The 24,954-nt window shown below is 63.6% G+C and carries 26 protein-coding genes; 9 read left to right on the top strand and 17 right to left on the bottom strand.

Features of this window, described 5'->3' with window-relative positions; translation table 11 throughout:
* Window positions 1-7 precede the first annotated feature (7 nt).
* The gene (locus tag HH213_RS15340) at window positions 8-1,342 is read right to left on the bottom strand and encodes an ABC transporter permease (protein WP_169112786.1); all 1,335 of its coding nucleotides are present in this window, start codon (window positions 1,340-1,342) and stop codon (window positions 8-10) included.
* An 11-nt stretch (window positions 1,343-1,353) separates the two neighbouring features.
* The gene (locus tag HH213_RS15335; protein WP_229263017.1) at window positions 1,354-2,307 is read right to left on the bottom strand and encodes an ABC transporter ATP-binding protein; all 954 of its coding nucleotides are present in this window, start codon (window positions 2,305-2,307) and stop codon (window positions 1,354-1,356) included.
* Window positions 2,308-2,426: 119 nt separating this feature from the next.
* On the opposite strand from HH213_RS15335, the gene HH213_RS15330 reads away from it, so the two are divergent.
* Window positions 2,427-2,804: an SPW repeat protein gene (locus tag HH213_RS15330; RefSeq protein ID WP_110847453.1), complete on the top strand. Its 378-nt coding sequence runs from the start codon at window positions 2,427-2,429 to the stop codon at window positions 2,802-2,804.
* Window positions 2,805-2,822: 18 nt separating this feature from the next.
* Here the strand turns inward: HH213_RS15330 and HH213_RS15325 are convergent, their stop codons facing one another.
* The 11 genes from HH213_RS15325 to rsmB all read right to left on the bottom strand — a co-directional run bounded on the left by HH213_RS15325 (window position 2,823) and on the right by rsmB (window position 12,920).
* Entirely contained in the window at window positions 2,823-4,103 is a 1,281-nt protein-coding gene (locus tag HH213_RS15325) for an EAL and HDOD domain-containing protein (RefSeq protein WP_169112784.1), read from the bottom strand.
* A gap of 80 nt (window positions 4,104-4,183) precedes the next feature.
* Complete coding sequence (locus HH213_RS15320) at window positions 4,184-4,864, bottom strand: PAAR domain-containing protein (RefSeq protein ID WP_169112783.1); 681 nt, start codon at window positions 4,862-4,864, stop codon at window positions 4,184-4,186.
* A complete protein-coding gene (locus tag HH213_RS15315) occupies window positions 4,854-5,516 on the bottom strand; it encodes a hypothetical protein (protein WP_169112782.1) in 663 nt (220 codons plus the stop codon). Before HH213_RS15315 ends, HH213_RS15320 begins: the two co-directional genes overlap by 11 nt.
* Complete coding sequence (locus tag HH213_RS15310) at window positions 5,516-6,112, bottom strand: type VI secretion system amidase effector protein Tae4 (protein ID WP_110847456.1); 597 nt, start codon at window positions 6,110-6,112, stop codon at window positions 5,516-5,518. The genes HH213_RS15315 and HH213_RS15310 overlap by 1 nt, the downstream gene beginning before the upstream one ends.
* A gap of 142 nt (window positions 6,113-6,254) precedes the next feature.
* Window positions 6,255-7,019, bottom strand: a complete 765-nt coding sequence (locus tag HH213_RS15305; RefSeq protein ID WP_169112781.1) for a class II glutamine amidotransferase — start codon at window positions 7,017-7,019, stop codon at window positions 6,255-6,257.
* 39 nt (window positions 7,020-7,058) lie between these two features.
* The gene (locus tag HH213_RS15300; RefSeq protein WP_110847458.1) at window positions 7,059-7,316 is read right to left on the bottom strand and encodes a BTH_I0359 family protein; all 258 of its coding nucleotides are present in this window, start codon (window positions 7,314-7,316) and stop codon (window positions 7,059-7,061) included.
* Window positions 7,317-7,417: 101 nt separating this feature from the next.
* A complete protein-coding gene (locus HH213_RS15295) occupies window positions 7,418-7,837 on the bottom strand; it encodes a GTPase (RefSeq protein ID WP_229263016.1) in 420 nt (139 codons plus the stop codon).
* Between the two features lie 2 nt (window positions 7,838-7,839).
* Window positions 7,840-8,556, bottom strand: a complete 717-nt coding sequence (locus tag HH213_RS15290; RefSeq protein ID WP_110847460.1) for a response regulator — start codon at window positions 8,554-8,556, stop codon at window positions 7,840-7,842.
* Window positions 8,557-8,617: 61 nt separating this feature from the next.
* On the bottom strand, window positions 8,618-10,912 hold the full coding sequence (locus HH213_RS15285) for a sensor histidine kinase (RefSeq protein WP_110847461.1): 2,295 nt from the start codon (window positions 10,910-10,912) through the stop codon (window positions 8,618-8,620).
* Window positions 10,913-11,521 (bottom strand): DUF4390 domain-containing protein, encoded by a 609-nt coding sequence (locus HH213_RS15280; protein ID WP_110847462.1) that lies wholly within the window; start codon window positions 11,519-11,521, stop codon window positions 10,913-10,915.
* On the bottom strand, window positions 11,514-12,920 hold the full coding sequence (rsmB, locus tag HH213_RS15275; RefSeq protein WP_169112780.1) for a 16S rRNA (cytosine(967)-C(5))-methyltransferase RsmB: 1,407 nt from the start codon (window positions 12,918-12,920) through the stop codon (window positions 11,514-11,516). Before rsmB ends, HH213_RS15280 begins: the two co-directional genes overlap by 8 nt.
* A gap of 126 nt (window positions 12,921-13,046) precedes the next feature.
* Between rsmB and HH213_RS15270 the strand changes: the two genes are divergently transcribed.
* The 8 genes from HH213_RS15270 to HH213_RS15235 all read left to right on the top strand — a co-directional run bounded on the left by HH213_RS15270 (window position 13,047) and on the right by HH213_RS15235 (window position 19,654).
* Window positions 13,047-13,406, top strand: coding sequence for a hypothetical protein (locus HH213_RS15270; RefSeq protein ID WP_169112779.1), 360 nt, complete (start codon window positions 13,047-13,049; stop codon window positions 13,404-13,406).
* A 116-nt stretch (window positions 13,407-13,522) separates the two neighbouring features.
* Entirely contained in the window at window positions 13,523-15,232 is a 1,710-nt protein-coding gene (argS, locus tag HH213_RS15265) for an arginine--tRNA ligase (protein ID WP_110847465.1), read from the top strand.
* 21 nt (window positions 15,233-15,253) lie between these two features.
* Window positions 15,254-15,943 (top strand): SPOR domain-containing protein, encoded by a 690-nt coding sequence (locus tag HH213_RS15260; protein WP_169112778.1) that lies wholly within the window; start codon window positions 15,254-15,256, stop codon window positions 15,941-15,943.
* Window positions 15,944-15,954: 11 nt separating this feature from the next.
* Window positions 15,955-16,620, top strand: coding sequence for a thiol:disulfide interchange protein DsbA/DsbL (locus HH213_RS15255; RefSeq protein ID WP_110847467.1), 666 nt, complete (start codon window positions 15,955-15,957; stop codon window positions 16,618-16,620).
* Window positions 16,621-16,622: 2 nt separating this feature from the next.
* On the top strand, window positions 16,623-17,399 hold the full coding sequence (locus HH213_RS15250; RefSeq protein WP_169112777.1) for an SDR family oxidoreductase: 777 nt from the start codon (window positions 16,623-16,625) through the stop codon (window positions 17,397-17,399).
* Entirely contained in the window at window positions 17,396-18,208 is an 813-nt protein-coding gene (locus tag HH213_RS15245; RefSeq protein ID WP_169112776.1) for a biotin--[acetyl-CoA-carboxylase] ligase, read from the top strand. The genes HH213_RS15250 and HH213_RS15245 overlap by 4 nt, the downstream gene beginning before the upstream one ends.
* Entirely contained in the window at window positions 18,205-18,957 is a 753-nt protein-coding gene (locus HH213_RS15240) for a type III pantothenate kinase (protein ID WP_169112775.1), read from the top strand. Before HH213_RS15245 ends, HH213_RS15240 begins: the two co-directional genes overlap by 4 nt.
* Before the next feature lie 10 nt (window positions 18,958-18,967).
* Window positions 18,968-19,654, top strand: a complete 687-nt coding sequence (locus HH213_RS15235) for an SPOR domain-containing protein (RefSeq protein WP_169112774.1) — start codon at window positions 18,968-18,970, stop codon at window positions 19,652-19,654.
* Window positions 19,655-19,668: 14 nt separating this feature from the next.
* On the opposite strand, the gene HH213_RS15230 is transcribed toward HH213_RS15235, so the two are convergent.
* The 4 genes from HH213_RS15230 to rodA (HH213_RS15215) are packed head-to-tail and all read right to left on the bottom strand — an operon-like array spanning window position 19,669 to window position 24,941.
* Window positions 19,669-20,817, bottom strand: coding sequence for a septal ring lytic transglycosylase RlpA family protein (locus tag HH213_RS15230; RefSeq protein WP_169112773.1), 1,149 nt, complete (start codon window positions 20,815-20,817; stop codon window positions 19,669-19,671).
* Window positions 20,801-22,720, bottom strand: a complete 1,920-nt coding sequence (gene mrdA, locus HH213_RS15225; RefSeq protein ID WP_169112772.1) for a penicillin-binding protein 2 — start codon at window positions 22,718-22,720, stop codon at window positions 20,801-20,803. Before mrdA ends, HH213_RS15230 begins: the two co-directional genes overlap by 17 nt.
* Window positions 22,717-23,829 (bottom strand): rod shape-determining protein RodA, encoded by a 1,113-nt coding sequence (rodA, locus tag HH213_RS15220; RefSeq protein WP_110847474.1) that lies wholly within the window; start codon window positions 23,827-23,829, stop codon window positions 22,717-22,719. Before rodA (HH213_RS15220) ends, mrdA begins: the two co-directional genes overlap by 4 nt.
* Window positions 23,829-24,941: a rod shape-determining protein RodA gene (rodA, locus tag HH213_RS15215; protein ID WP_110847475.1), complete on the bottom strand. Its 1,113-nt coding sequence runs from the start codon at window positions 24,939-24,941 to the stop codon at window positions 23,829-23,831. The genes rodA (HH213_RS15220) and rodA (HH213_RS15215) overlap by 1 nt, the downstream gene beginning before the upstream one ends.
* Between the last annotated feature and the right edge of the window lie 13 nt (window positions 24,942-24,954).

Genomic DNA, 24,954 nt, shown 5'->3' with positions numbered 1-24,954 from the left:
ACGGGCACTAGCGGCGCTGGTCTTTCAGGAATTTCCACACCGCCAGCGCGCCGAACACGGCGGCAAAGCCCAGCTGCACCGCCATCGCCGGCGCGGCGCCGTCCAGCCCCAGGCCGCGCCAGGTGACGGCGTCCAGGCCATCCACCGCCCAGCGGGTCGGCACCACCAAGGTGGCGGTCTGCATCCATTGCGGGAACACGAACGACGGCACCCAGGCGCCGCCCAGCATCACCAGGATCAGCGTGGCAAAGGTGGCGATGCCGCGCGCCGCTTCCGGCGTCTTGCCGAAGGCGGCGATCAGCAGTCCGAAGGCGGCCGTCATCAGGCCGAAGCAAATCGCCATGCCGATGAAGCCGGGCACGCTGGTGATCTGCACCTTGAAGATCAGTACCGCGCACACGAACATGGCGACCATCAGGCCGGTAGCGATGATGGCGCCAGCGACGGCGCGGCCCAGGATGATGGTCGACAGCGATACCGGCGCGGCTAGCAAGCGGCTCCAGATGCCCTGACGCTGCTCCAGCAGGATGCTGATGCCGAGATTAATCCCCATGAACAGGATGAACTGCACGCCCATGCCGGCGAACGAGTGCGCGTAGCCGTTGTACTTGGGGCCGCTGCTCAGCGCTTCTTCTTGCGTGGTGTACGGCATGGTCATACCGCCAGGCGCTGCGGCGGCGTCCGCTACGGCGCTAGCAGCGCTGTCACCAGCGGCAGCCGGCGCGGTTTGCGCGGCTCGTGCCGCGGCGCGCTGGTCCTGGAACTTCTTCAGGCTGACGAGAAAATCACCCAGCTGCGCCTGCTCGGGGCTGCGGCTGGCAGCGGCCGGCAACTCGGCCAGATACTTGTCGGTGGCCTGGGTGTTCTTGCCGCTCATGACGGATGCGCTGGTCACCTGCATCACCTGCTGCGTCAGCAAACCCTTGACCATCGCCAGCACCGTCGATTGCGACGGGTCGTAATACAGCGGCAGCTGCGGCTTGTCGCGGCCGCTGAACAGCGCCGCCGACGCCTGCTCGCCAAAGCCGGCCGGGATTACCACCGCCACCGGCAGCTTGCCGCTGCGAACCTTAGCCTGCGCCTCATCCTGACTCAACTCCACCACGTTGAGCACCTTGTCCGCCTTCAGGCCGGCGGCGATTTTCTGGCTTTGCTCGGACTTGTCCTGCACCACCAGGCCGAGATCGATCTTGCTGGTGCTGTCGCCGCCGCCATCGCCTCCGAACAGCGAACCGAAGAACGCCGCCAGCACCACCGGCATCAGCAGGTGCAGCATCAGCGCACGCTTGTCTTTCAGGTAGAGAATCAGATCCTTGCGGATCAGGGCTATCAATGCAGTCATGTGGTGTTCTCTCAGTCGCGCAGGCTGCGGCCGGTCAGGTTGAGGAAGATGTTTTCCAGCGAAGTGCGGGCGGTGGCAAAATGCAGCAGCGCATGGCCCTGCCCGTCCAGCCAGGCCAGCACCGGCGCCGCCTGTGACGCTGCCGCCAGGCCGATGTTCAACGTGGCGCCGCTGCGTTCGACGGTGGTCACGCCGTCCAGCGCCTGCACGCCGGCCAGCAGCGCCGCCGATGGCTCATTGGCCAGCTCCACTGCCAGCGCCGCCTGTGCCGGCAGGCGGTGGTACAGCGCGGCCGGGGTTTCATCGGCCAGCACCTTGCCGTGGTCGATAATCACGATATGGTCGGCCAGCCGCTCCACTTCTTCCATGTAGTGGCTGGTGTAGATCAGCGAGTGGCCTTGCGCCTGCAAGGCTTCCAGCGTGTCAAAGATGGCGTTGCGGCTTTGCGGATCGACGCCGACGGTCGGCTCGTCGAGGATCAGCAGCTGCGGCTCGTGCAGCAGCGCGGCGGCGATGTTGAGACGGCGCTTCATGCCGCCGGAGAAAGTAGCGGGCGCGTCTGCCGCGCGGTCGGCCAGGTTGACCAGCGCCAGCACCTGATCGCAGCGCTGCTTCAACTGCTTGCCCTTCAGCCCGTACAGCGCGCCGAACAGCTTGAGGTTTTCCAGCGCCGACAAATCCTCATACAGCGCCAGATCCTGCGGCACGAAACCGATCTTGCGCTTGGCAGCGCTGGCGCCCTGCCCGATGACGTCGCCATCGAGCACGATGCGGCCGGCGTCGGCGCGCAGCAGGCCGCAGATCATGCCAACCGTGGTCGACTTGCCGGCGCCGTTGGGACCGATCAGGCCGACGGTCTGGCCGCGCTGCACCTTGAACGACACCTCATCGACGGCCTTGCGCGCGCCGTAGGACTTCGAAATTTGCTCCACGCTCAATAACACCGTCACCTCCGTGCTGTTCAATTTGACTTGCAGGATAGCGTTGCCATGACAAATTGGCAAGCCGCGATGAACTTTTACCGGCTGCGGGCGGACTAAGTAAGACGCCGCCATCCGGCGGCCTGACTACTCTGGGAGGCAATATGGCAAACAATCCATCCGTCAAACGCTGGCAAGACCAGTTGATCCTGCTGCTGGGCCTGTGGTTTTTCATCACGCCTTGGGTGTTTGGCTATCCGATTCCGTCCGTGCAGGCGTGGACGGCGTTTATCTCGGGCGCGGTGATCGCGTTGCTGGCGGCGTTTGATCTGTACAAGACCTACTTCTGGGCGGTGGTGCTGAATCTGCTGGTGGGGATCTGGGTGGCGGTGTCGCCATGGGTGCTGCGCCTGGCGGACAACCGCGAGCTGATGTGGAACGCGCTGGTGGTGGGCATTGCGGTGGCGGTGCTGGCGCTGTGGGAAATGCGCACCGATCCGGAATTGGTGAAGCACTGGCCGGGCGCAGGCCATGCGACCTGACCCGGCGCACGTGGTGTGCTACAGCGCGTAGCGCACCACGTTGTCGCTCCATTCGAACGCGGCCATTTCCAGCTCCACCAGCTCGTCGGTGGACATGGCGAGGTCGCGCAGCGTCGGCACGATGTGGTTATCCATTTCCTCGATCCGTTCAATGCATTCCACCAGCTTCAGCAGGTCGCCATAGAAACCGCCCCGATGCAGCAACGCATCGCGCACCTCGTCGCCGACCGGAATCTGCTCCAGGATCTCTTCCATCTGGATGCCGAACAGCGTATCCATCAGCGACATGATGCCGACCGTGAACGCAATATCGGCCACCTCGCGCTGGTTGTGGCGCAGCTTGCCGGCCAACAGTTCCAGCAGGCGGCCGCGCGTGGTGGCCAGCATCAACAGCGGCGTCATGCTGTGGCCGCGCTTGCTCGGTTCGGCGTACAGCATGATTTGCAGCCAGCGCTGCAACTGCCGGCGGCCGAGAATGGTCACGGCCTGGCTCAGCGAATCGATGCGCTGGCGCGCGCCGACCGCCGGTGTGTTAACCAGCCGCAGCAGGTTCAGGGCCAACGACACGTCGCGCTTGATGGCGCGTTCGATTTCCTGATTGTCGGCGTCGGACGTGACCAGCGTCATCAGCTCCATCACCGCCAGCTGCGACGGCGACAGCTTCTTGCCGCTCATGATCACCGGCTTGGAGAAATAATAGCCCTGGAAGTAGTCAAAACCCAGGTCCAGGCAATTCTTGAATTCCTCGCGCGTTTCTACTTTCTCCGCCACCAGCTTTTTCTTCTCCTGGCGGAAGCGTGGCGCCAGCTTGGACAGCGTCGACAGCGGAATATTGCGCATGTCCATCTTGACGTAGTCGACCAGCGGCAGCAGCGCCAGCACGTCCTCGTTTTCGCCGGTCACATCGTCCAGCGCAAAGCGGAAGCCGTGACTGGCCAGTTCACGGATGCGCCCAAGGATCTCCGGCGTGGCCGGCATGGTGTTGACGATTTCCAGCACCACCTTCTCGCGCGGCAGAAAGGAAAAGATATCGCTCATCAACACGCTAGCGTCGACATTGACGAAGCCCAGCGCGTCGCCGATGGTTTTTTCCATGCCCAGTTGCGAGGCATGGGCGATCACGGCCGCGGTGGCGCTCAGGTCGTCGGTGATGTTGGCGGGCCCCACTGGAGCGTTGCGGAACAGCAACTCATAGCCGAACAGGGCTTGGTTACGGTCCAGAATAGGCTGGCGCCCCAGGTAAAACTCGCGCACGCGCAAGCTCCGGGGACCGCTGTCATGTAGGGTGAGATCGATCATCGCGGGTCCAAAATCAAAAGACGGTCTGTTGCACGTTCCATTTTGACAGTAATAAACCGCGATGTCTTGGGGAATTTACATCATGCGCTGGCTGAAATATCCACCGTTTTGCCGGAAAACACGTTTTTGAAGACGGCCGTGCCATCCGCCGCCACCGTGCCCTTGGCCTTGAGCATGGGCACGCCGGTCGCCACGTCGCTGCCGTCGTCATTGGCGATATCGACCTCGACGCTGTCGCCGGCGGCATAGTTTTCGGTTTCCACGTGCAGGTTGAGATCGACGTAAAACCGCGACTTGCGCGACACCGGCTGCAGGTCGTCGCCATACGACCAGTACAGGCGCGTCACTTTCTTTTCCTTTTCGGCCGGCTGGTCGGCGCTCACGGCCGCGACAGCCGCTGCCACTGCAGCAGTCGCAGCAGCAGCCACCACCGGCGCCGCCGCTTCCGTTGCCGCCGCTGCTGCCGCCGTACCACCGCCGCCTGCGCCACCGCCGGCGTTTTCCACCACGTCAGTGAACTGGCTGGCGATCAGCACCGCCCCGCACGAAGTTTTCATGCCAGCCACCGCCACGCCCTTGCCGTACAGCGTAGTGGTTACCACGCCTTCGACGATGGTGTGCGTGCCGGGACATTTAGGACACGACACCTTGTGACCGATAAACGCCACCGGTTTGCCATGGCAAATGTCGGACGGCGAGCCCTCCACCACCGTGCCGTGGTGGCTGGTCTTGTCGCCCTGACGAATGATTTCACCTGCCATGCGATGTCTCCATCTTGAACGGCGAAGTGGGGTCTTCCGGGCAGTCCAGCCAGGACTTGCCGCCGCCCTTGGGCTTCAGCATGCCCGACTGCCCACCCGGGCAAGCCTGCGCGATAGTCGGCAAGTCAAACTGACGCAGCACGCGGTTGCGCCGATCGAGTTGCAATCCCTTGCCACCGACAAAAAGGCTGTCGTGGCAATCGGCGTCGGTGCAATACACCGTGCAGTCCTGGCACACGCTGGCGCTCTCGTCCATGAACGACATGCAGTTGTCGTAGATTGCGGGAATCGCCACCTTGAAATCGCGCACATCGAAATAACCGCACTTGCCGCCATCGACAAAGCGCCCCAGATGGCCGCGCGGCTTGGGATAATCGAAGTCGGTGGCATAATAAATTCCCGGCACCACCACCCTGCCGCGCCGGTCCACCGCCACCATCTCCAACGTCTCGGCGATCCGGATCACCGCATGGCCGCTGTGGTCGAACGCGATCTTGGCCAGATGCGCCGGCTTGACCTGGCGCTGCTGGCCGCTGCCGGCGAAACAGGCGGCGTCCCAGTCGCCCTGCTGCGCGGTGGGCGGGCAGGATTCGGCGGCGCTGCAGGAGACCGTCATCAGCGCCACGAGCAGCGCGGCAAACACAGCCTTCATTACTTCAGCTCCCAGAACTTGACCCGCACCGTCTGGATCAGGCGCGTGCGCTCCGGATTCACCTGCGTCAGCCAGAAATAGAAATCGTTGTTGCTCGGGTCGTTATGGCCGTCGGCGTAGGCCAGCGTCTTGGCGCTCCCGTCCCACAGCGTGAAGTGGCCGGAGGCGTCGCCCCAGCCGCTGACCTCGAACGCGACGATGCCGTTCTTGCCGGCCAGCTTGGTGTCGATGAAGGCCTGCCCTTGCTTGACGCGTTCCTTGAACTGGATGGTCAGCTCGGCATCGTTCGTCAGCAGCGTCTTGGGAATCACGGTCAGACCGAGTTCCTCATCGGCGCCCTTGAAGCGGCGCGCCAGTTCGGCCTTCAGGTCGGTCACCCGCAGCCAGTACCAGTAGCCATCGCCACCCTGGATGCTGGCGCCGGCGCCGGCCGCTTTCGGCAGCTTCAGGCCGCTGCGGTTAAGCCCGTACGACATGCGCACCGCGCAGGTGTTTTCATAGCCGGGCTGGGCGTACAGTTTGACAAACTTGCCGCCGATCTGGCTGTCGTACAGCGTCTGCGTGCTCACGCTGCTGGCGGGATAATTCTTCTGCATGTCCGCCCACGATGGCCGATGCGGGACCACTGTGGCGGTGGCGCTTCCGGATGTGGCGGTAATGGGCACAAAAAACCTCGACGACGCTGTAAATTAATATAAATCTTATCTGATTTATACCGGGTGCGGCGTACGGTTGAGTTTATTGTGGGCAACCGTCGATAAACAGTTTCAGTTCGCCCGGCAGGAAGGCGGTCCACTGCTCGTTGGTGGTCAGCGGCTGGGTGACGATGATGGCGACGCGGTCGTTGGGGGTAGTCACCTGGGCGAAATCCACGCTGACATCCTCGTCCGACAACTTGGCGGTCTCGAACGGATGCTGGCGTACCAGGTAGAACAGATTGGTCGAACAATGCGCGAACAGCTCGCCGCCCGACGACAGCATCATATTGAAGGTGCCGTGCGTGGCGATCTCGTGCACCAGCGAACTGAGCATGGAACGCAGTTCATCGAGCGGCGGCCGCTGGTCGCCGAAGCGCGCGCGCAGCTGTTGCAGGATGTAGCAGAAGGCCCGTTCGCTGTCGGTGGTGCCAACCGGGCGGAAGGCGCCATTCAGTAGCGGCTCGAATTCCTTCAGGTCGCCATTGTGGGCAAACACCCAGTACTGCCCCCACAGCTCGCGCACGAACGGGTGGCAATTTTCCAGCATCACCTGGCCTTGCGTGGCCTTGCGGATGTGGGCGATGACATTGGTGGATTTGATCGGGTAACGCTTGATCAACTCGGCAATCGGAGAAGCAACCGCCGCCTGGTGATCGACGAAATGGCGTACGCCGGCGCCCTCAAAGAAGGCGATGCCCCAGCCGTCGTGGTGGGTATCTGTTTGGCCGCCACGCATGGCGAAGCCGGTAAAGCTGAACACAATGTCGGTCGGGACATTGCAATTCATTCCGAGGAGTTGGCACATGGCGTGATTATAACCACGCCATGTACCGGCCGGCCCTTTTTAATGCAGTAACACGGGCTGGCTCATCAACTCATCGTAACTGCCTAAAAACTCGTCGATTTCGGCCATCGTCGGTTCCCCGGCGATCAGCTCGTTGACGTCGCGGCGGAAGCTTTTCGCCAGTTCGCCGGCGATGAAGATTTCCCGCTTGCCGCCTTTGTCGACAATTTCATAGCCGCCGAAACGCAACGCGTCCAGGTTGCGGTCGACGCCGAATTCGACAACACTGTATTGCTCGCTGTTGTAGATGAGGTTCATTTTGCTTCCTTTCTCAAGGGGGCGAAACACCTGCGTTTCCGCCTTCAACACCCAATTGGGGTCGAAAACGGGCCAATTCAAGGCCAATCAGCGGGCTGGGATTAGGCCGCGATGTCGTCTTGCAGTTCCAGCAAGGCCCCGTAGGGCGCCTCGGACAACCAGGAACGCAATTGTTCCAGGTGCTCGGCAGAGGCCAGACTGATGTATAACCGCGCGGGGGGACGGCGCAGCACACGGTTTAATGTTACTCGCAAAATCAGATTGCCGCTGCAATGCAGGCAGCCTGGAGCGATACGCAACACTTGCGGCACGGTATCAAAGGGAACCGGGCCTTCCGTGGGATCAAAGGATAACGCCGAACCGCCGTCCGACAAACCCTCCAGAATGATGGTGCTGGCCCCTTCCTTAGGCAGGAGGGCGGCAATGGCGGCCTCGCGCGCGCCGGCGCGCGGACCGGTGACCAGCCAGGTCGGCACCGGCTGCCGGGGATGGATGGCAGCGGTGTCGGCGGTGACGCTCACAATCAGGCGTTTTTCTTGGCCAGCTTGCCCGGCTCGACGCCCAGCTGCTTGAGCTTGCGGTACAGGTGGGTGCGTTCGAGGCCAGTTTTCTCGGCCACGCGCGTCATGCTGCCGCCTTCGCGGCCCAGATGGTGCTCGAAGTACATGCGCTCGAAGGCGTCCCGCGCCTCGCGCAGCGGCAGGTCGAACGACAGGTTGAACATATGGTTGTCGGCGCCGGCCACGGTGGCGCCGCCGCGCACGGAAATCGCCGCCGCCGGGTTTTGCACCGCGAAACCGCCTAGCGCCGGCGTCTCTTCCGGCTGCGCCGCCACCACCGGACGCGGCGCCAGGGCCGGCGCCCGCACGGTTTCCTGGGCCCGGGTCAGGCCGGCCTGCACCGCCTTCAGCAGCTTTTGCAGCGCGATCGGCTTTTCCAGGAAGTTCAGCGCGCCGATGCGGGTCGCCTCGACCGCCGTATCGATGGTTGCATGGCCCGACATCATGATCACCGGCATGGTCAGCAAACCGTCGCGCTGCCATTCCTTGAGCAGCGTGACGCCATCGGTATCCGGCATCCAGATATCGAGCAGCACCAGGTCCGGCGCACCCTGGGCGCGCGCTTCGCGGGCCTGCTGGGCGTTTTCCGCCAGTTGTATTGCATGTCCTTCGTCGCTCAAGATTTCCGAGAGCAACTCGCGGATACCCATTTCATCGTCAACTACCAGAATGTTTGCCATCTTCCCTTGCCTTCCTCATTTCGCCGTCTTGCGACGGCAATGATTTTTGTACTCGTAGCCGTTAGCTATTTTGCGACGCCGGTGCTAACTTTAACAGCAAAATCAACACCGACGCGCCACTTCTATCGCCATGGTTCTGGATATCGATCCGTCCGCCATGTTCTTCGATAATTTTTTTGACCATCGCCAGGCCCAGCCCGGTGCCGCGCGCCTTCGACGTCACGTACGGCTCGAACGCCCGCGCCAGGATTTTCGGTGCGAAACCGGGGCCGTTGTCGCTGATCGCCAGCCGCACCGCCGTGCGCGTGCTGCCGTCCGCGCCCTGATAATGAATGGCTTCGGTGATCACGTCAATGCGCGCCTGCGGTGCGCCGCCCGCCAGTTCCGCCATGGCGTCCTGGGCGTTCTGCAGCAGGTTGTGAATCACCTGACGCAGCTGGGTGGCATCGCCCATCACCAGCGGCAGGCCGGGCGCCAGCTGCGGATGGATGATGTCGTTGCCCTCGCCGCTGATATACAGGTGCAGGATCTCGTCGATCAGCGCGTTCAGGTCCAGCGGCCCCAGCACCGCCGGCGGCGTGCGCGCGTAATCGCGGAAGTCGTCCACCATGCGCTTCATCGCCGCCACCTGGTTGACGATGGTGGTGGTGCCCTTGTTGAGCAGCTCGGCATCCTGCGGCATCAGCTTGTCTTCCAGCTTCATCTGCATGCGCTCGGCCGACAGCTGGATCGGCGTTAGCGGGTTCTTGATCTCGTGCGCCAGCCGGCGCGCCACCTCGCCCCAGGCGATCGAGCGCTGGGCCGAAATCACGTCCGAGATATCGTCGAACACCACCAGATAGCCGCTACCACCCTCGACCGGCAGGCGCGAACCGCGCGTCAGCAGCGTCAAATCATTGCCCTCGACCCCGGCCGACTGGCGCGGCACTTCGATCTGCCGCTGCCAGTGTAACCGCGTCAGGTTGCGGCCGGCGGCCGATTGCGCATTTTGGCTGGCAAACGCGGCCACGATGGCGCCGCCGAATTCCTGCAGGCCGTCGATATCGTCCAGCCGCTGGCCGATCATGGTCACGCCGGCCTGCTGCAAAATGCGCTCGACCGAGTCGTTGCAGCTGATCAGGTGGAATTCATGGTCCAGCACCATCACGCCGGCCGACATATTGGCCAGCACCGACTCCAGGTGGGCCTTGGCGTTCTGCACCGCCGCGCGGTTGCGCTCGACGGCGCTGCGGGCGTCCGACAGTTGCCGCGTCATGGTGTTGAACGACTGCGTCAATGTGCCTAGCTCGTCCGAAGTGGCGACGATCGGCCGCGGCGACAGATCGCCCTCGGCCACCGCGCGCGTGCCCTCGGCCAGCAGCAGCAGCGGCTGCGCCAGGTCGCTGGCGATCAGGAAGGCGCTGGCGATGGCGCCGAATACCGCCAACAGCAAGGTCAGCGTCAGCGTCACCAGGTACATCTTGCGCAGACCGTCGCGGGCGTCGAAGCGCTCCTTGTAGTCGGCATAGGCGCGACGGATGGTTTCGCCATCGGCCGCCAGTGCCGCCGGCGCCAGCTGGATCAGTTGCAGATAGCGCGGCGCCAGGTGGGTGCCGTTGGGCTGGATAAAATCGGGAATCGGCACCAGTACCCGCAGCCGCAGCTGGTTGACCGGCTCGGCCGGCACCACCGGCGCGCTGACCAGGTCGCTGTGCAGCTCGTTGCCGCCTTCGGCCGCGCCGTAGCGCTCTTCCTTCTTGACCGTGGCCATCATTTCGCGGGTCGGCAGGTCGGCGCTCAGGTTGCCGACCCGGCTGGCGCGGGCGCTGACCACCAGGCCGCCGTCGGCATCGACAATGATGGCGTTCTGCATACCGGTCTGCTCCTTGACCAGCGTCGCCAGCGTGCCGCGCTCGGAACCGAACGGCCGCAAGGCCAGCTGTTCGGCGGTGTGGCTGGCGGTGGCGCCCAGCTCGCCGATGGCGCGGTCCAGCCCTGCCCGGCTGAGGTTGATGCCGGACTTCAGCGCCTCTTCCACCGGCACGTTGAACCACGATTCAATCGAATGGGAAACGAACTGCACCGAAACCAGGAAGATCACCAGCCCCGGCAGCACGCCGATGGCGGCGAACAGCAGCACCAGCCGGGTCATCAGCTTGGAGCCGAACTTGCCGGCCTTGTAGCGCGAATACAGGCGGAACAGCGACACCACCACCAGCAGCAGCAGGCCGACCGCCACCGCCGCGTTCAGGCCCAGCAGCCAGGCATAGGAGCGGTCGAAAAAGCCGGAATTGTCGGAGGCCGTGGCCAGCAGGAACAGCAGGATGCTGACGATGGCGCCGCCAACCACCGATAAATACCGCAGGGCCCGTTTCACTTACTCAGCCTTGTACTGGAAGGTTTTCTTGTCCGACGCCAGGCGCCATTCACTATTATTGAGGGCATTGACCTTGAGCGGCTTCGGCACATAGTTGGGGTCCAGCCCCATGCTCAGCTTGACGGTATAGCTTTCGCCGACCTTCAGGGCGCCGCGCGGCGCTACCAGCCAGCGGTTGGGACGGCGGATCAGGAACAGGGCGTCTTCCAGCGACGAGAAACTCTGGTGCACGCTGCCGCTGACGGCGACGTTGTACTGGCGCGTCAGCACGTTGTACGACAGGCTGACGGTCTGGCGCGCGGTGATGGCTTTTTCGTCAAACCAGTACCAGCGCGGGCGGGTGAATTCAATTTCCGTGTAGAAATAAAGAGTCTTGCCGTACTGCAGCGCGTCTTCCATCTCGTGGCTCAGTTCGAAGCCATAGGTGGCCGACAGACGGTAGCCGTCCTCGGTGGCCTCGACCAGTGCGCGGCGGATTTCCACGCCTTCGGCGGCGTGTGCCGGCTGCGGCAGGATCGCCAGCAGCGCAAGCGTCAGCAGCAAGGGAGCAAGCAGAAATCGAAACAATCGTCGCGTCACGTGGGGGCCGGTACTCAAGAGGTTACGCATTTTTCTGGAACAACGCGTAAAACAAACCATCGTGATCCTGCCCGGAGCCACCGGCGGGGAGCAATTGACCGGGCGCATCCAGTCGTACCGCCTGATGTCGTACAGCAAAAGCGGCCGCCTGCGCCTCGGATTCCTGCGGCCACAAGGAACATGTCACGAATAGCAATTTACCACCCGGTGCCAGCATCTGCCAAAGATTGTCGAGGATTTTGCCGGAAAGTGTTGCAAGTTGGAGCGTGTCGGCCTTGCGGCGCAGCCAGCGAATATCCGGATGGCGGCGCACGATGCCGGAGGCGGTGCACGGCACGTCGGCCAGGATGCGGTCGTACGGCTGGCCATCCCACCAGTCTTTATTCTGGGCATCGGCGGCCTGCAAGGTAGCCTTCAGTTGCAAACGTTGCAAGTTCTCGCCGACCCGCGCCAGGCGCTTGGCATCGGCGTCCAGCGCGGTGACGTCGGCGTCGGCCAGTTCCAGGATGTGGCAGGTCTTGCCGCCTGGCGCGGCGCAGGCGTCCAGCACGCGCATGCCGTCTTGCACGTCCAGCAGCGGCGCCGCCAGCTGGGCGCCGGCGTCCTGCACCGACACTTCGCCGTCGGCAAAGCCGGGAATCAGCTGCACGCCGACCGCCTTGTCCAGCCGCACCGCGTAAGGGCCGATCTGGTTGGCGCCGATGCCGGCGGCCGCCAGCCTGGCCAGGTATTGTTCTACCGTGCTCTGGCGGGCGTTGACGCGCAGCGTCAGCGGCGGCGCGCTGTTGCCGGTGGCCAGGATGGCTTGCCATTGCTGCGGCCAGGCGGTCTTGGCGGCGTCGATCCACCATTGCGGATAATTCCATTTTGCTACCGGTTGCAGCAGCACCGCGTCCAGCAGCGCCTGGCGCTCGCGCAGGAAGCGGCGCAGCACGGCGTTGACCATGCCTTTGGCGCGGGCGGTGTCTGGATGCGACTCGGCGGCGGTCACGGTCTGGTCGACCACGGTGAAATCTTCGTAGGGGCGCGGCTCATCGGGCGACGCCAGCAGCGCCAGCGCGCACGACAGCAGGGCCGACACCAGCGGCTCCGGCGCCTTGGGCGCCATGAGGCCCACCAGCGCCTCGCTCTGCCCCAGCTGGCGCATGGCGCGGTAGCTGATGTCCTGCATCGCGCCGCGCGCCTGCGGCGTGATTTCCGGCAGTCGTCCCCATACCTGGCCCAGCGCCAGCGGCAGGTTGGTGCCGGTGCGAACCTGGGCGATGGCGTTGGCGGCGCCCATCAGGCTGTAGGCCAGGGCGTCGGGCTTGAGGCTGGTCTGGAAGTGGGTCTGCAACGCCGGTTTCAGCTCCCGCGCATGACTGGCGCGCATTTTGGGCGCGGCCGGCTTGGCGGCAGACTTCAAGGAGAGCGTTGGACGCTTGTTCATATGTTAATTCCAGAGTGGGGCGACGGCCGTGATCGCGCAGTATACATTAGCGCCAGACGCAAGGCGACAGCGGGATGCCTTAATTTCGGTCAAACGTACCGCTGCCGGCGGGCGTATGATCGGCGGATGGCGACGCAACCAAAACCCGAACCATCCACTGACGATGCGGTCCTGACAAGACCAGGCGGTGTGGAGGCGCAACTGACAGACGTGAAAACACGCCTGTCAGAAGTGATAACACGCCTGACTAGCGTGGAAACACGGCTGGGCGTTGTGGAAGTGGATCTTGCAGTCGTCAAATCCAACTATGCGACCAAAGAAGACATTGCGAGGTTGCATGAAACGATCACTGCAGGCGACCACAACCTGGAGATCAAGATGGCGCAAATGGAGACGCGGCTGATCAAATGGTTTATCGGCACCGCCGTCACGTTGTCCGCCGTGGTCGGCACGATCGCCTTTTCCGTGGCAAGGTTTATTCATTAGCAACACCTTGCTGCCTCACACTCCGCCCGTCAGGCCGGTCAACACAGTATAATTACCGCTGTTTGGCCGGCGCCGCTGCGCCCGCCGTTTCCACTATCTGATGAATTTTTAAGCGCATGCTAGCCCAACAAAAACAAGATATCACGGCCCTGTTCCAGGCCGCCCTCGCCCCGATCCTGGCCGGCACCGACGTCACTGCCAACGTAGTGCTGGAGCGCCCGCGCGATCCGTCGCACGGCGACGTCGCCTGCAACATCGCCATGCAATTGGCCAAGCAGCTGAAAATGAACCCGCGCGAACTGGCCACCAAACTGGTTGACGCGCTGCTGGCCGATCCGGCCCGTCAAGGCCTGATCGACAGCGCCGACATCGCCGGCCCCGGCTTCATCAACCTGCGCGTCAGCGCCGCCGCCAAGCAGGCCGTGGTCAAGACCGTGCTGGCGCAGGGCGCGCAGTTCGGCGCCGCCCAGGCCGGCAGCGGCAAAAAAGTCATCATCGAATTCGTCTCCGCCAACCCGACCGGCCCGCTGCACGTGGGCCACGGCCGTCAGGCGGCGCTGGGTGATGCGCTGTCGTCGCTGTTCGTCTCACAAGGTTACGACGTCACCCGCGAGTTCTACTACAACGACGCCGGCGTGCAGATCCAGACCCTGGCCAACTCGGTGCAGGCACGCCTGCGCGGCCACAAGCCGGGCGACGCCGCCTGGCCGGAATCGGCCTACAACGGCGACTACATCGCCGACATCGCCGCCGACTTCCTGCTCAAGAAAACCGTCTCGGCCTCCGACGGTTCGCCGGCCACCGCCTCGGGCGACATCGACGACATCGAATCGATCCGCGCCTTCGCCGTGACCTACCTGCGCAATGAGCAGGACATCGACCTGCAAGCCTTCGGCGTCAAGTTCGACAACTACTACCTCGAATCCTCGCTGTACGCCGACGGCAAAGTCGACGCCGCCGTCGAGATGCTCAACAACTCCGGCAAGACCTACGAAGAAGAAGGCGCGCTGTGGCTGCGCACCGAAGACTACGGCGACGACAAGAACCGTGTGATGCGCAAGAAGGACGGCACCTACACCTACTTCGTGCCGGACGTGGCCTACCACATCGTCAAATTCCAGCGCGGCTTTAACCAGGCCATCAACGTCCAGGGCTCCGACCACCACGGCACCATCGCCCGCGTGCGCGCCGGCCTGCAGGCCGTCAACCTGGGCATCCCGCAAGGATTCCCGGACTACGTGCTGCACAAGATGGTCACCGTGATGAAGGGCGGCGAAGAGGTGAAGATCTCCAAGCGCGCCGGCTCCTACGTTACCGTGCGTGACCTGATCGAATGGTCGGGCGGCGGCGACATCACCAAAGGCCGCGACGCCGTGCGCTTCTTCCTGATTTCACGCAAAGCCGACACCGAATTCGTGTTCGACGTCGACGTCGCGCTGAAAACCTCGGACGAGAATCCGGTCTACTACGTGCAGTACGCCCACGCGCGTATCTGCCGCATGCTGGAACAGTGGACTGGTAACGAAGCCGATCTGGCCAACGTCGACCTGTCGCCGCTGACCGCGCCGACCGAAGCGACGCTGCTGGCGACGCTGGCCGCGTATCCGGAAACGCTGGCGCGCGCGCAGGCGGAACTGGGGCCGCACCAGATCGCGTTCTACCTGCGCGACCTGGCCGCCAACCTGCACAGCTTCTACTTCGCCGAGCGCGTGCTGGTCGACGACGAAGCGCTGAAGGCGGCGCGTATCGCGCTGATGGTCGCTACCCGCCAGGTGCTGCGCAACGGCCTGGCGCTGATCGGCGTCTCGGCTCCCAATAAAATGTAATTGCGAAGGACATCCCGCACAATGAATTTCCGTTCCGGCTTCACGCCACGTTTGCAACAGCAGGGCAACACCTTCATCGGCATCGTCATCGGCCTGGTCATCGGCCTGAGTATCGCGGTGGTGGTGGCGCTCATGATCACCAAGGGCTCGACGCCGTTCACGGACAAAGGCCATCCAAGCAAAGCAACGGAACCGACTGCGGGACAAGTCGCCGATCCTAACAAGCCTATGTACGGCAACAAGGACGCGGCGCGCGAAGCGGCCAAGGACCTGGCCAAGGATCAGCAACCGGCAGCGCCGGCCGCCCCTGCTCCGGCGCCAGCCGCGCCGGCGCCGCATGCGGCCGACCAGCTGCAAGCCGTGGTCGACAAGATTCAGGGCACGCCGGCCAAACCGGCCGCGCCTAACGCCGCCAACGTGGCGCCACAGCCGGCCGCCAAAGCTGCCGCCGCTGCCGATGCCGGTGGTGACGACAAATTCATCTACTACCTGCAAGCCGGCGCCTTCCGCGAAGTGGCCGACGCCGAAAACACCCGCGCCAAACTGGCCTTGCTGGGTTTTGAAGCCAACATCTCGGACCGTTCCACCGACACCGGCGTGTTGCACCGCGTGCGCATCGGCCCTTACAACCAGGTGGAAGCGATGAACAAGGCACGTAGCAAACTGTCCGAAAGCGGCGTCGATGTCGCCGTCGTACGTAACCAGAAATAAGAGGAGTAACAATGCGATTCCTGAAGTTCATCCTGACCGCAGTCACCCTGAGCGCCGTGGCGTTGACCGCATCCGCTTCGCCAACCGATCCAAAACTCGGCGCCGAATACAAAGTGCTGCCCACCCCGCAGCCGGTGGACACCGGCAAGAAAGTCGAAGTCATCGAATTCTTCGACTACGCGTGCCCGCACTGCGCCGGCTTTGACGCCCCGCTCAACGCCTGGGTGAAAAAACAGGGCGACAACATCGTCTTCAAACGCGTGCACATCGGCCGCCAGGGCACCGACCAGCCGCAGGAAAAAATGTTCTACACGCTGCAAGCCATGGGCGTGCTGACGCCGGAGCTGCACGCGAAGGCCTTCAACGAAATCCACGTCAACCACAATCGCCTGAACCGCGATGAGCAGGTGTTCGACTTCGTCGCCAAACAGGGCGTGGACAAGCAGAAGTTCATCGACACCTATCGCGGCTTCGGCGTCGCCGGCCACCTGCGCAAGGCGCTGTCGATGATGGACGCCTACAACGTCGAGTTCTGGCCCTACCTGGTGGTGGACGGCAAATACATCACCGCGCCGTCGATGGCCGATGCCAACGCCGCCAGCGAAGAGCAACTGAATCAGGCCGCAACGCAAGTGCTGGACGTGCTGGTCGCCAAAGCCAAAGCAGAGAAGAAGTAAGCATGACGCCTTTGCGCGTCTTCATCACCGGCGCGTCCAGCGGCCTTGGCGCCGCGCTGGCCCGCCAGTACGCGGCGCAAGGCGCCACCCTGGGCCTGCTGGCCCGGCGTGGCGACAGTCTCGCCGCCTTGATCGCCTCCCTCCCCCATGCAGAACGCCACCGCGCCTACGCGGTGGATGTGCGCGACCATGCCGCCATTAACGAAGCAGCACAGGCTTTCCTCGCGCACGCCAGCGGCGTCGACGTGGTGATCGCCAACGCCGGCATATCAGTCGGCACGCTGACTGAATATGCGGAAGACATTGCGGTCTTCGCCGACATCATCGCCACCAACGTAGTGGCCACCGCCGCTACCTTCGCGCCGTTCATCGCCACCATGCGCGCGCAAGCTACGCCGGGCCGGCTGGTCGGCATCGGCAGCGTGGCCGGCATACGCGGCCTGCCCGGCGCCGAAGCGTACAGCGCCTCCAAGGCCGCCGTCATCAGCTACTGCGAATCGCTGCGGCTGGAGATGAAGCCACACGGCATCCGCGTGGTCACCCTGTGCCCCGGCTACATCGACACGCCGATGACGCAGGTGAATCCGTATCCGATGCCGTTCCTGATGGCGCCCGAAAAATTCGCCGCGCGCGCCGCGCAGGTCATCGCCGCCGGCGACAGCTACGCCGTGATTCCGTGGCAGATGGGCGTCGTCGCCAAAGTGCTGCGCATGCTGCCCAACACCGTCTACGACTGGGCCTTCAGCAAAGCGCCGCACAAACCCCGCAAAGCATCATGAACAATTTGTCCTCCGCCGCCATCACCGCGCATTGCGCCACCTCCGCCACCCATGTGGCGATCGAAGTGGTGGCCGAAACCGGCTCCACCAACGCCGACCTGCTGGCGCGTATCGGCACGTTGGGTACCTTGCCAGGCCCGCTGCTGCGCATCGCCGAAAACCAGACTGCGGGCCGTGGCCGCGCCGGCCGTTCGTGGCTGTCCAAGCCGGGCGCCGCGTTGATGTTTTCGCTGGCCTGGCCGTTCAAAGGCCCGCTGCACAAGATGTCCGGCCTGCCGATGGCAGTCGGCGTGGCGCTGGCCGAAACCATCGCCTCGCTCGGCGTGCCGGTGCAAATCAAATGGCCGAACGACCTGCTGCGCGACGGCGCCAAGCTGGCCGGCATCCTGGTCGAAACCCAGAAGACCGACGACGCCATCTGGGCCGTCATCGGCTGCGGCATCAACCTGCTGATGCCGGACGAACTGGAAGCGCAGATCGGCCGCGAAGTGGCCAGCGCGCCATGGCTGGCGCAAATGGACCGCAACCAGTTGATGGCCGCCCTGCTCAGCCGCCTGGCCGCCGTGCTGGCGGAATTTGACGATACCGGCTTCGCCCCATTTGTCGAGCGCTGGAACGCGCTGCACGCCTGGCAGGGCAAGGACGTGGTGTTGCTGGACGACGGCGCCGTGCTGCAGCAGGGCCGCGCCGCGGGCGTCGACGACATCGGCCGCCTGCTGCTGGACACCGATGCCGGCCGCGTGGAAATCCTTTCCGGCGATGTATCGCTGCGCTTAATCGGAACTCAACTGAGCGGAATACAACCATGATGTTATTGATCGACGCCGGCAACACCCGCGTCAAATGGGCGCTGGCCGATGCCGGCGCAGAACTGGGCGCGTGGATCACCCACGGCGCCGCCACCCACGCCGACATGCCGCTGCTGGAGCTGGCCTGGTGCGAAGCCGCCGCCACCTATGGCGTCAGCCGCATCCTGATCGCCAACGTGGCCGGCAACGCGCTGCGCGTGCAGGTGGAATATGTGCTGCAACGCTGCCTGCCGGATGTGCAGCCGGAATGGTTTGAATCGCTGCCGGCGCTGGCCGGCATCACCAACGGCTATCGCAATCCGGCGCAACTGGGCTGCGACCGTTTCGCCGCCGCTATCGCCGGCCACCGGCTGGCGCCGGGCATGCCGGTCATCGTGGTCAACTGCGGCACCGCCACCACCATCGACGCCGTCACGGCGGACGGCGTGTTCCTCGGCGGGATGATCCTGCCGGGACTGGGCCTGATGGCCAGCGCGCTGGCGCGCAACACCGCGCAGTTGCCGCAGATCGCGCAAGACGGTAAGCTGCCGGAGGGATTCGCCGACAATACCGACGACGCCATCCTGAGCGGCATCCTGGCCGCGCAGAGCGGCGCCATCGAACATGCCTGTGCCGCGCACCAGGCGGCGCAGTGCATCATCTCCGGCGGCGCCGCGCCCTACATTGCGCCAATGCTCAAAGTACCGTACCGTATCGTCGAAAACATTGTGCTGATTGGCTTGCATGCCACCACCGGCAGCGCTGAATAAGGAACGTCTTGTGCTGAAGTTTATTTTCTGGTCCCTGCTTGCCGTGAACGCCGCGCTGTTTGCGTATGGACGCGGCTATCTGGGTCACTTCAGCGGCAACGAGCATGAACCGGAGCGCCTGCTCAATCAGCTCAACGCCGGCAAGCTGGCCATCATCTCGGCCGACCAGGCCAACAAGGCCGTCGCCAGCACCGCCGCTGCGGTGAACGACGCCAAGCCGGCGCCGGCGCCAGTGCAGGCCTGCGTGGAAATCGCCAGCTTCGTGCTGGCCGACGCGCGCCGCTTCGAAGCGCAGCTGGCGACGCTGGACCTGGGCGACCGCCAGTCGCGCCACAACCTGCCGGGCACCGAGGTATCGAGCTATATCGTTTATATTCCGTCTCAGGGCAACAAGGAAGGCGCTGACAAGAAAGCCGGCGAACTGCGCTCGCTCGGCGTCACCAACTACTACGTCATCTCCGACAACTCGCCGCTGCGCTGGGGGATTTCGCTGGGTGTGTTCAAGACCGATAACGCGGCGCAGAACCAGCTGGCGGCGCTGATGAAGCAAGGCGTACGTACCGCACGCGTGGCGCCGCGCTTGAGCGGCAGCAAGCTGCTGGCTTTCCAGTTCCGCGATGTGGATGCGGACCTGAAAGCCAAACTGGAAAAGATCCGCACCGGCTTCCCGAACGCGGAAGTCCACAACTGCAAATAGATCAGCGCTGCTGGTTATCGTTGAACCACAATAGGCTTGATGCCCAGTGACGGCGGCAGCCCTTGTGCCGCCTGCAGCGCTTCCTGGCGAGTCGCGAACGGACCGCCATACAGGCGATACACCGATCCGCTCTGTACCACGTCCAGTCCATTCAATTTTCCGGCCAGCTTGCCGCGTATTACCTCGGCGTTTTCCGCACGCGAGTAAGCGCCCAGCTGCAAGTAGAAACCGCCCGCCACCGCCGGCGCGGCATCGGCGTTAGGCGCGCGCTCGGTCAACATCAGCGACTCGATGTCTTTCGGCGCAGCGCTCACCGGCACCGGCGAACCGCCCGGCGCGGACGGCGTCAGCACCAGCGGCGTATCGATCATCTTGGCGGTCACGCTCGGCGTCGGCGCCACCGGCGCGGATGGTTGCTGCGTCGATGGTAACGAGGTCTTGGCGGTTGGCGTCAGGCGCGGCTTGGTACTGCCGGACAGACCTTCGCGCGTGGCCAGTATGCGGTCGACTTCTTCCGGCAGGATGCGCTCAATCTTCAGTTCATGACTGCCCTTGCCCAGCAGGCCAAGCTTCAGCGCCGCCGTGTACGAGACGTCGATGGCGCGGCTGGCGTGGAACGGCCCACGATCGTTAATCCTCACAATCACCGCCGCGCCGCTGACCATATTGGTCAAGCGCGCGTAAGAAGGAATCGGTAGCGTCGGATGCGCAGCCGTCATCTTGTACATATCGTACAGTTCACCGGACGACGTGCGCTGGCCATGGAATTTCTTGCCGTACCAGCTGCCGACACCAATCTGAGTGAACGGCTGATCGTCGGTGATCGGCGTATAGGTTTTGCCAAAGACGACGTAAGGACGGTTGGAGCGCGGCAGCAGCGGGTCGTTACGAACGTCGGCATCCGGCGTATCCATCAGATTGGGTGGCGGCGCGTCGCCTGGGCCATCGTCCTGATAGTAGCCGCCGCGTCCCGAGTTCGCCGGCGGCAGCACCGGCAGCGTCGGATCGGGCTTGGTGGTGGACGGCGCCTTGATCACCGGGCCTTGCGACTGCACTGGGCGTGGCGTGCGCTCGGTCGCCACCGGCGCCGTGCCGCAGCCGACCAGCACCAGCGCGGATGCCATCGCCGTCAGATGCAGGAGATGGTTACGTTGCAGGCGCATCGCCGTTCTCCGTATCTTGTTTTTCCACTTTGTTCTTGTCCTTCTCCGCCGGACGTTTGCCCAGCAGGTAATAATCCAGCGCTTTGCGCGCGATCGGCGCGGCGGCTTCGCCACCATGCCCCGCGTTTTCCACCACCATGGCCAGCACGATGCGCGGCTTGTCCACCGGCGCAAAAGCGGTGAACAGCGCATTGTCGCGCAGGCGTTCGGCCAGTCTGGCGGCGTTGTACTTCTCGCCTTTTTTAATCGTGATGACCTGCGCGGTGCCGGTCTTGCCGCCCACTGTGTAGCCGGCGTTGGCAAATACGCGATACGCCGTGCCACCCGGCTCGCTGGTCACACCCACCATCGCGTTCTTGATAAAGTCGATGTTTTCCTGCTTGAGCGGAATCCGATAGCTCTGCTGCGCCACCGTCAACTTGCGGGCGTGGGTCGTGCTGTCTTCAACGATCTTCACCAGGTGCGGCTTCATCACCACGCCATTGTTTGCCAGATTGGCCACGGCGTGCGCGATCTGTAACGGCGTGTAAGCATTCAGGCCCGAACCATTGCTGACCGAGATAGTATCACCACCGACCCAGCGTCCCGCCGCACCTTTGAAGCGCCTGGCCTTCCACTCCGGCGATGGCAGCGCGCCGGTCTTTTCGTTATCGAGGTCGATGCCGGTCTGCTGGCCAAAGCCAAACGGCTGCATGAAGTCGTGGATGGCGTTGATGCCCATGTCATGACCGAGCGAGTAGTAGTAGGTATTGCAGGACACGATGATGGACTTGCGCATGTCGACCGAGCCATGCCCGCCCGCCACGTCGTCGTTAAAGCGATGCCCACCCAGCATGAAGTAACCAGGATCATAGGTCACCTGCGACGGCGTGCGCTTGCCCAGTTCCAGCGCCGCCAGCGCCATGAATGGTTTAAAGGTGGAACCCGGCGCGTAGGTGCCGGACAGCGGGCGGTTGACCATCGGTTTGTCCGCCGAGGTATTCAATTCGTCCCAGCTTTGCGTGTCGATGCCGTCCACAAACAGGTTCGGATCGTAGCCGGGCCGCGAGACGAAGGCCAGCACGTCGCCGGTTTCCGGCTCAATCGCCACCAGTGCGCCGCGACGGTCGCCGAAAGCTTCCTCCACGATTTTTTGCAGTTCGATGTCGATCGACAGTATCAGGTTGCTGCCCGCCTTGGCCGGCGTGCGCGACAAGGTGCGCACGGCGCGGCCGCCGGACGTCTTCTCCACTTCCTCGAAGCCGGCCTGGCCATGTAATAGCTTCTCGTAGCTTTTCTCCAGCCCCTCTTTGCCGATATGGTCGGTGCCGCGATAGTTGGCGGCATCGTCGCTGTCGTCCAGCGCATCGGCTTCGGCACGGCTTACGCGGCCGATGTAGCCGATGACGTGCGAAGCGCTTTCGCCCAGCGGATATTGACGGAACAGGCGCGCCTGCACTTCGACGCCGGGAAAGCGGAAGTGCTGCGCACTGAAGCGGGCGACTTCTTCGTCGGTGAGGTGGGTGCGTAGCGGCACGCTCTCAAAACCTTTGGAGTCGTCCATCAGCTTCTTGAAGCGGCGGCGGTCTTTGACCTCAACCTCCACCAGCTTGGACAGCTCGGCAATAGTGTCATCCAGCGGCGCTTCCAGCTTGGACGGCGTAATCTCCAGCGTATAGGCCGAGTAGTTGCGCGCCAGGACCACGCCGTTGCGGTCCAAAATCAGACCACGATTCGGCACTATTGGCAGCAGCGAAATGCGGTTCTCTTCCGCCTTCACGGCGAAGTCATTGTGCTTGACGATCTGCAGCCAGACGAAGCGCGCCAGCAACAGCACGAAGCACAGGAATACCAGCCCGCCCAGCGTTGTCACGCGCAGGCGGAACTCGCGCATCTCGACTTCGGTGTCTTTGAACTCGGTCATCCCCTGACCTCTCGGCTATGGCGCTGGATGCTCATCAAAATGCCGCCGCCCAGGCCGAGCGTCATCAGCGCGGTGCCGCCGTAACTCATGAACGGCAGCGGCACGCCCACCACCGGGATGATGCCGCTCACCATGCCCATGTTGACGAAGGCGTAGGTAAAGTAAATCATGGTGATGGCGCCGGCCAGCAGGCGCGTGAACAGCGTCGGCGCGTTCAGTGTGATGCTCAAGCCACGCCAGATCAGCAGCAGGTACAGCACCATCAGCACCAGAATCCCGAGCAGTCCAAACTCCTCGGAAAACACAGCGAAAATAAAGTCGGTGGTGCGTTCGGGGATGAATTCCAGGTGAGCCTGGGTGCCGTGGGTCCAGCCCTTGCCGGTCACGCCGCCGGAGCCGATGGCGATCATCGACTGGATGATATGGAAGCCCTTGCCCAGCGGGTCGTGATAGGGATCGATCAGCGTCAGCACGCGGTCGCGCTGGTAATCGTGCATGAAAGTCCACAGCACCGGCAACGACGCCGCGCCAGCGGCGAACAAGGCGCCCAGCGCTTTCCACGACAGGCCGCCGAGGAAGATCACGCAGGCGCCGGCCATGGTCACCAGCATCGCCGTGCCCAGATCCGGCTGGCGCGCAATCAGGCCGGCCGGTATCGCCAGCAGCACGGCGGCCATGACGTAAGTGCGCCAACTGACATGGCCTTGCTCGCGCTGGAAGAACCAGGCCAGCATCAGCGGCATGGCGATCTTCATCAATTCGGACGGCTGGATCTGCGTGCCGACATACAGCCAACGGCGCGAGCCGCCCTTGATCACGCCAAACAGCGCCACCGCCACCAGCAGCGCCACGCCGATCACGTAGGCCGGCACGGCCAGCCGCATCATCATCTGCGGCGGGATGTTCGCCACGAACCACAGCACCAGCACCGCAGCCGCGATATTGCGCAGCTGGTCCCACACCTTGCCGGGAATGGCGATGCCGGCCGAGTACAACGTGACCAGGCCGACCGACAGCAGCGCCACGATGATCAACGCCAGCGGCGCATCAAACACCATCACGTAGGGCCGCAGGCGCTGCCACCACGGACGTCCGCCCGCAAGGCCCATCAGGTCTGCACCAGTTTGCGGTGCCGCTGTATGCTCATCAAGATGCCGCCGCCCAGGCCCAGCGTCAGCAGCGCAGTGCCGCCGTAGCTCATGAACGGCAGCGGCACGCCCACCACCGGCAGGATGCCGCTGACCATGCCCATGTTGACGAAGGCGTAGGTGAAGTAAATCATGGTGATCGCGCCGGCCAGCAGGCGGGTAAAGAAGTTGGGCGCGTTCCCGGCGATCATCAGGCCACGGCCGATCAGCAGCAGATACAGCACCATCAGGATCAGGTTACCGACCAGGCCAAACTCCTCCGAGTACACGGCGAAGATAAAGTCGGTGGTGCGCTCCGGGATGAATTCTAGGTGGGCCTGCGTGCCATGGGTCCAGCCCTTGCCGGTAATGCCGCCCGAGCCCACCGCGATGGTGGACTGGATGATGTGGAAGCCTTTGCCCAGCGGATCGGTGGTGGGATCGATCAGCGTCATCACGCGTTCGCGCTGGTAGTCGTGCAGCACCGACCAGATAATCGGCAGCGCCGCCGCCCCGGCCACGATCAGCCCAATCAACGCCTTCCACGCCAGGCCCGCCAAAAAGATCACGCAGAAGCCGGCCGCCACTACCAGCAGCGCCGTGCCCAGGTCAGGCTGGCGGACGATCAGGCCGACCGGCACCGCCAACAGCAGCGCGGCAATCGCATACGATTGCCAGGTCAGGTGGCCGGAGCGGCTCTGGAAGAACCACGCCAGCATCAGCGGCATGACGATCTTCATGAATTCGGACGGCTGGATGTCGATGCCGACGTGCAGCCAGCGCCGCGCCCCCAGCTTGATGGTGCCGAACAGCGCCACGCACACCAGCAGGAACACGCCGATGGCGTAGGCCGGCACCGCGATCCGCATCATCATCTGCGGCGAAATATTCGCCACCACCCACATGATGAAGAACGACAGGAAGATGTTGCGCACCTGGTCTTCCATTTTACCGGGGATGCCGATGCTGGCCGAGTACAGCGTCACCAGGCTGACCGTCAGCAGCATCATGATGATAATGGTCAGCGGGCCGTCGAAGACGGTGAAGTATGGTCGCATTCGACGCCACAGCGAACGTCTCTCATGGATGCGCATGATGTACTGGTCC

This window comes from Duganella dendranthematis (genome assembly GCF_012849375.1).
In the GTDB taxonomy this organism is placed as follows: domain Bacteria; phylum Pseudomonadota; class Gammaproteobacteria; order Burkholderiales; family Burkholderiaceae_D; genus Rugamonas; species Rugamonas dendranthematis.
Note: the sequence above shows the minus strand (reverse complement) of the source record. Positions and strands in the feature narration are given on the sequence as shown.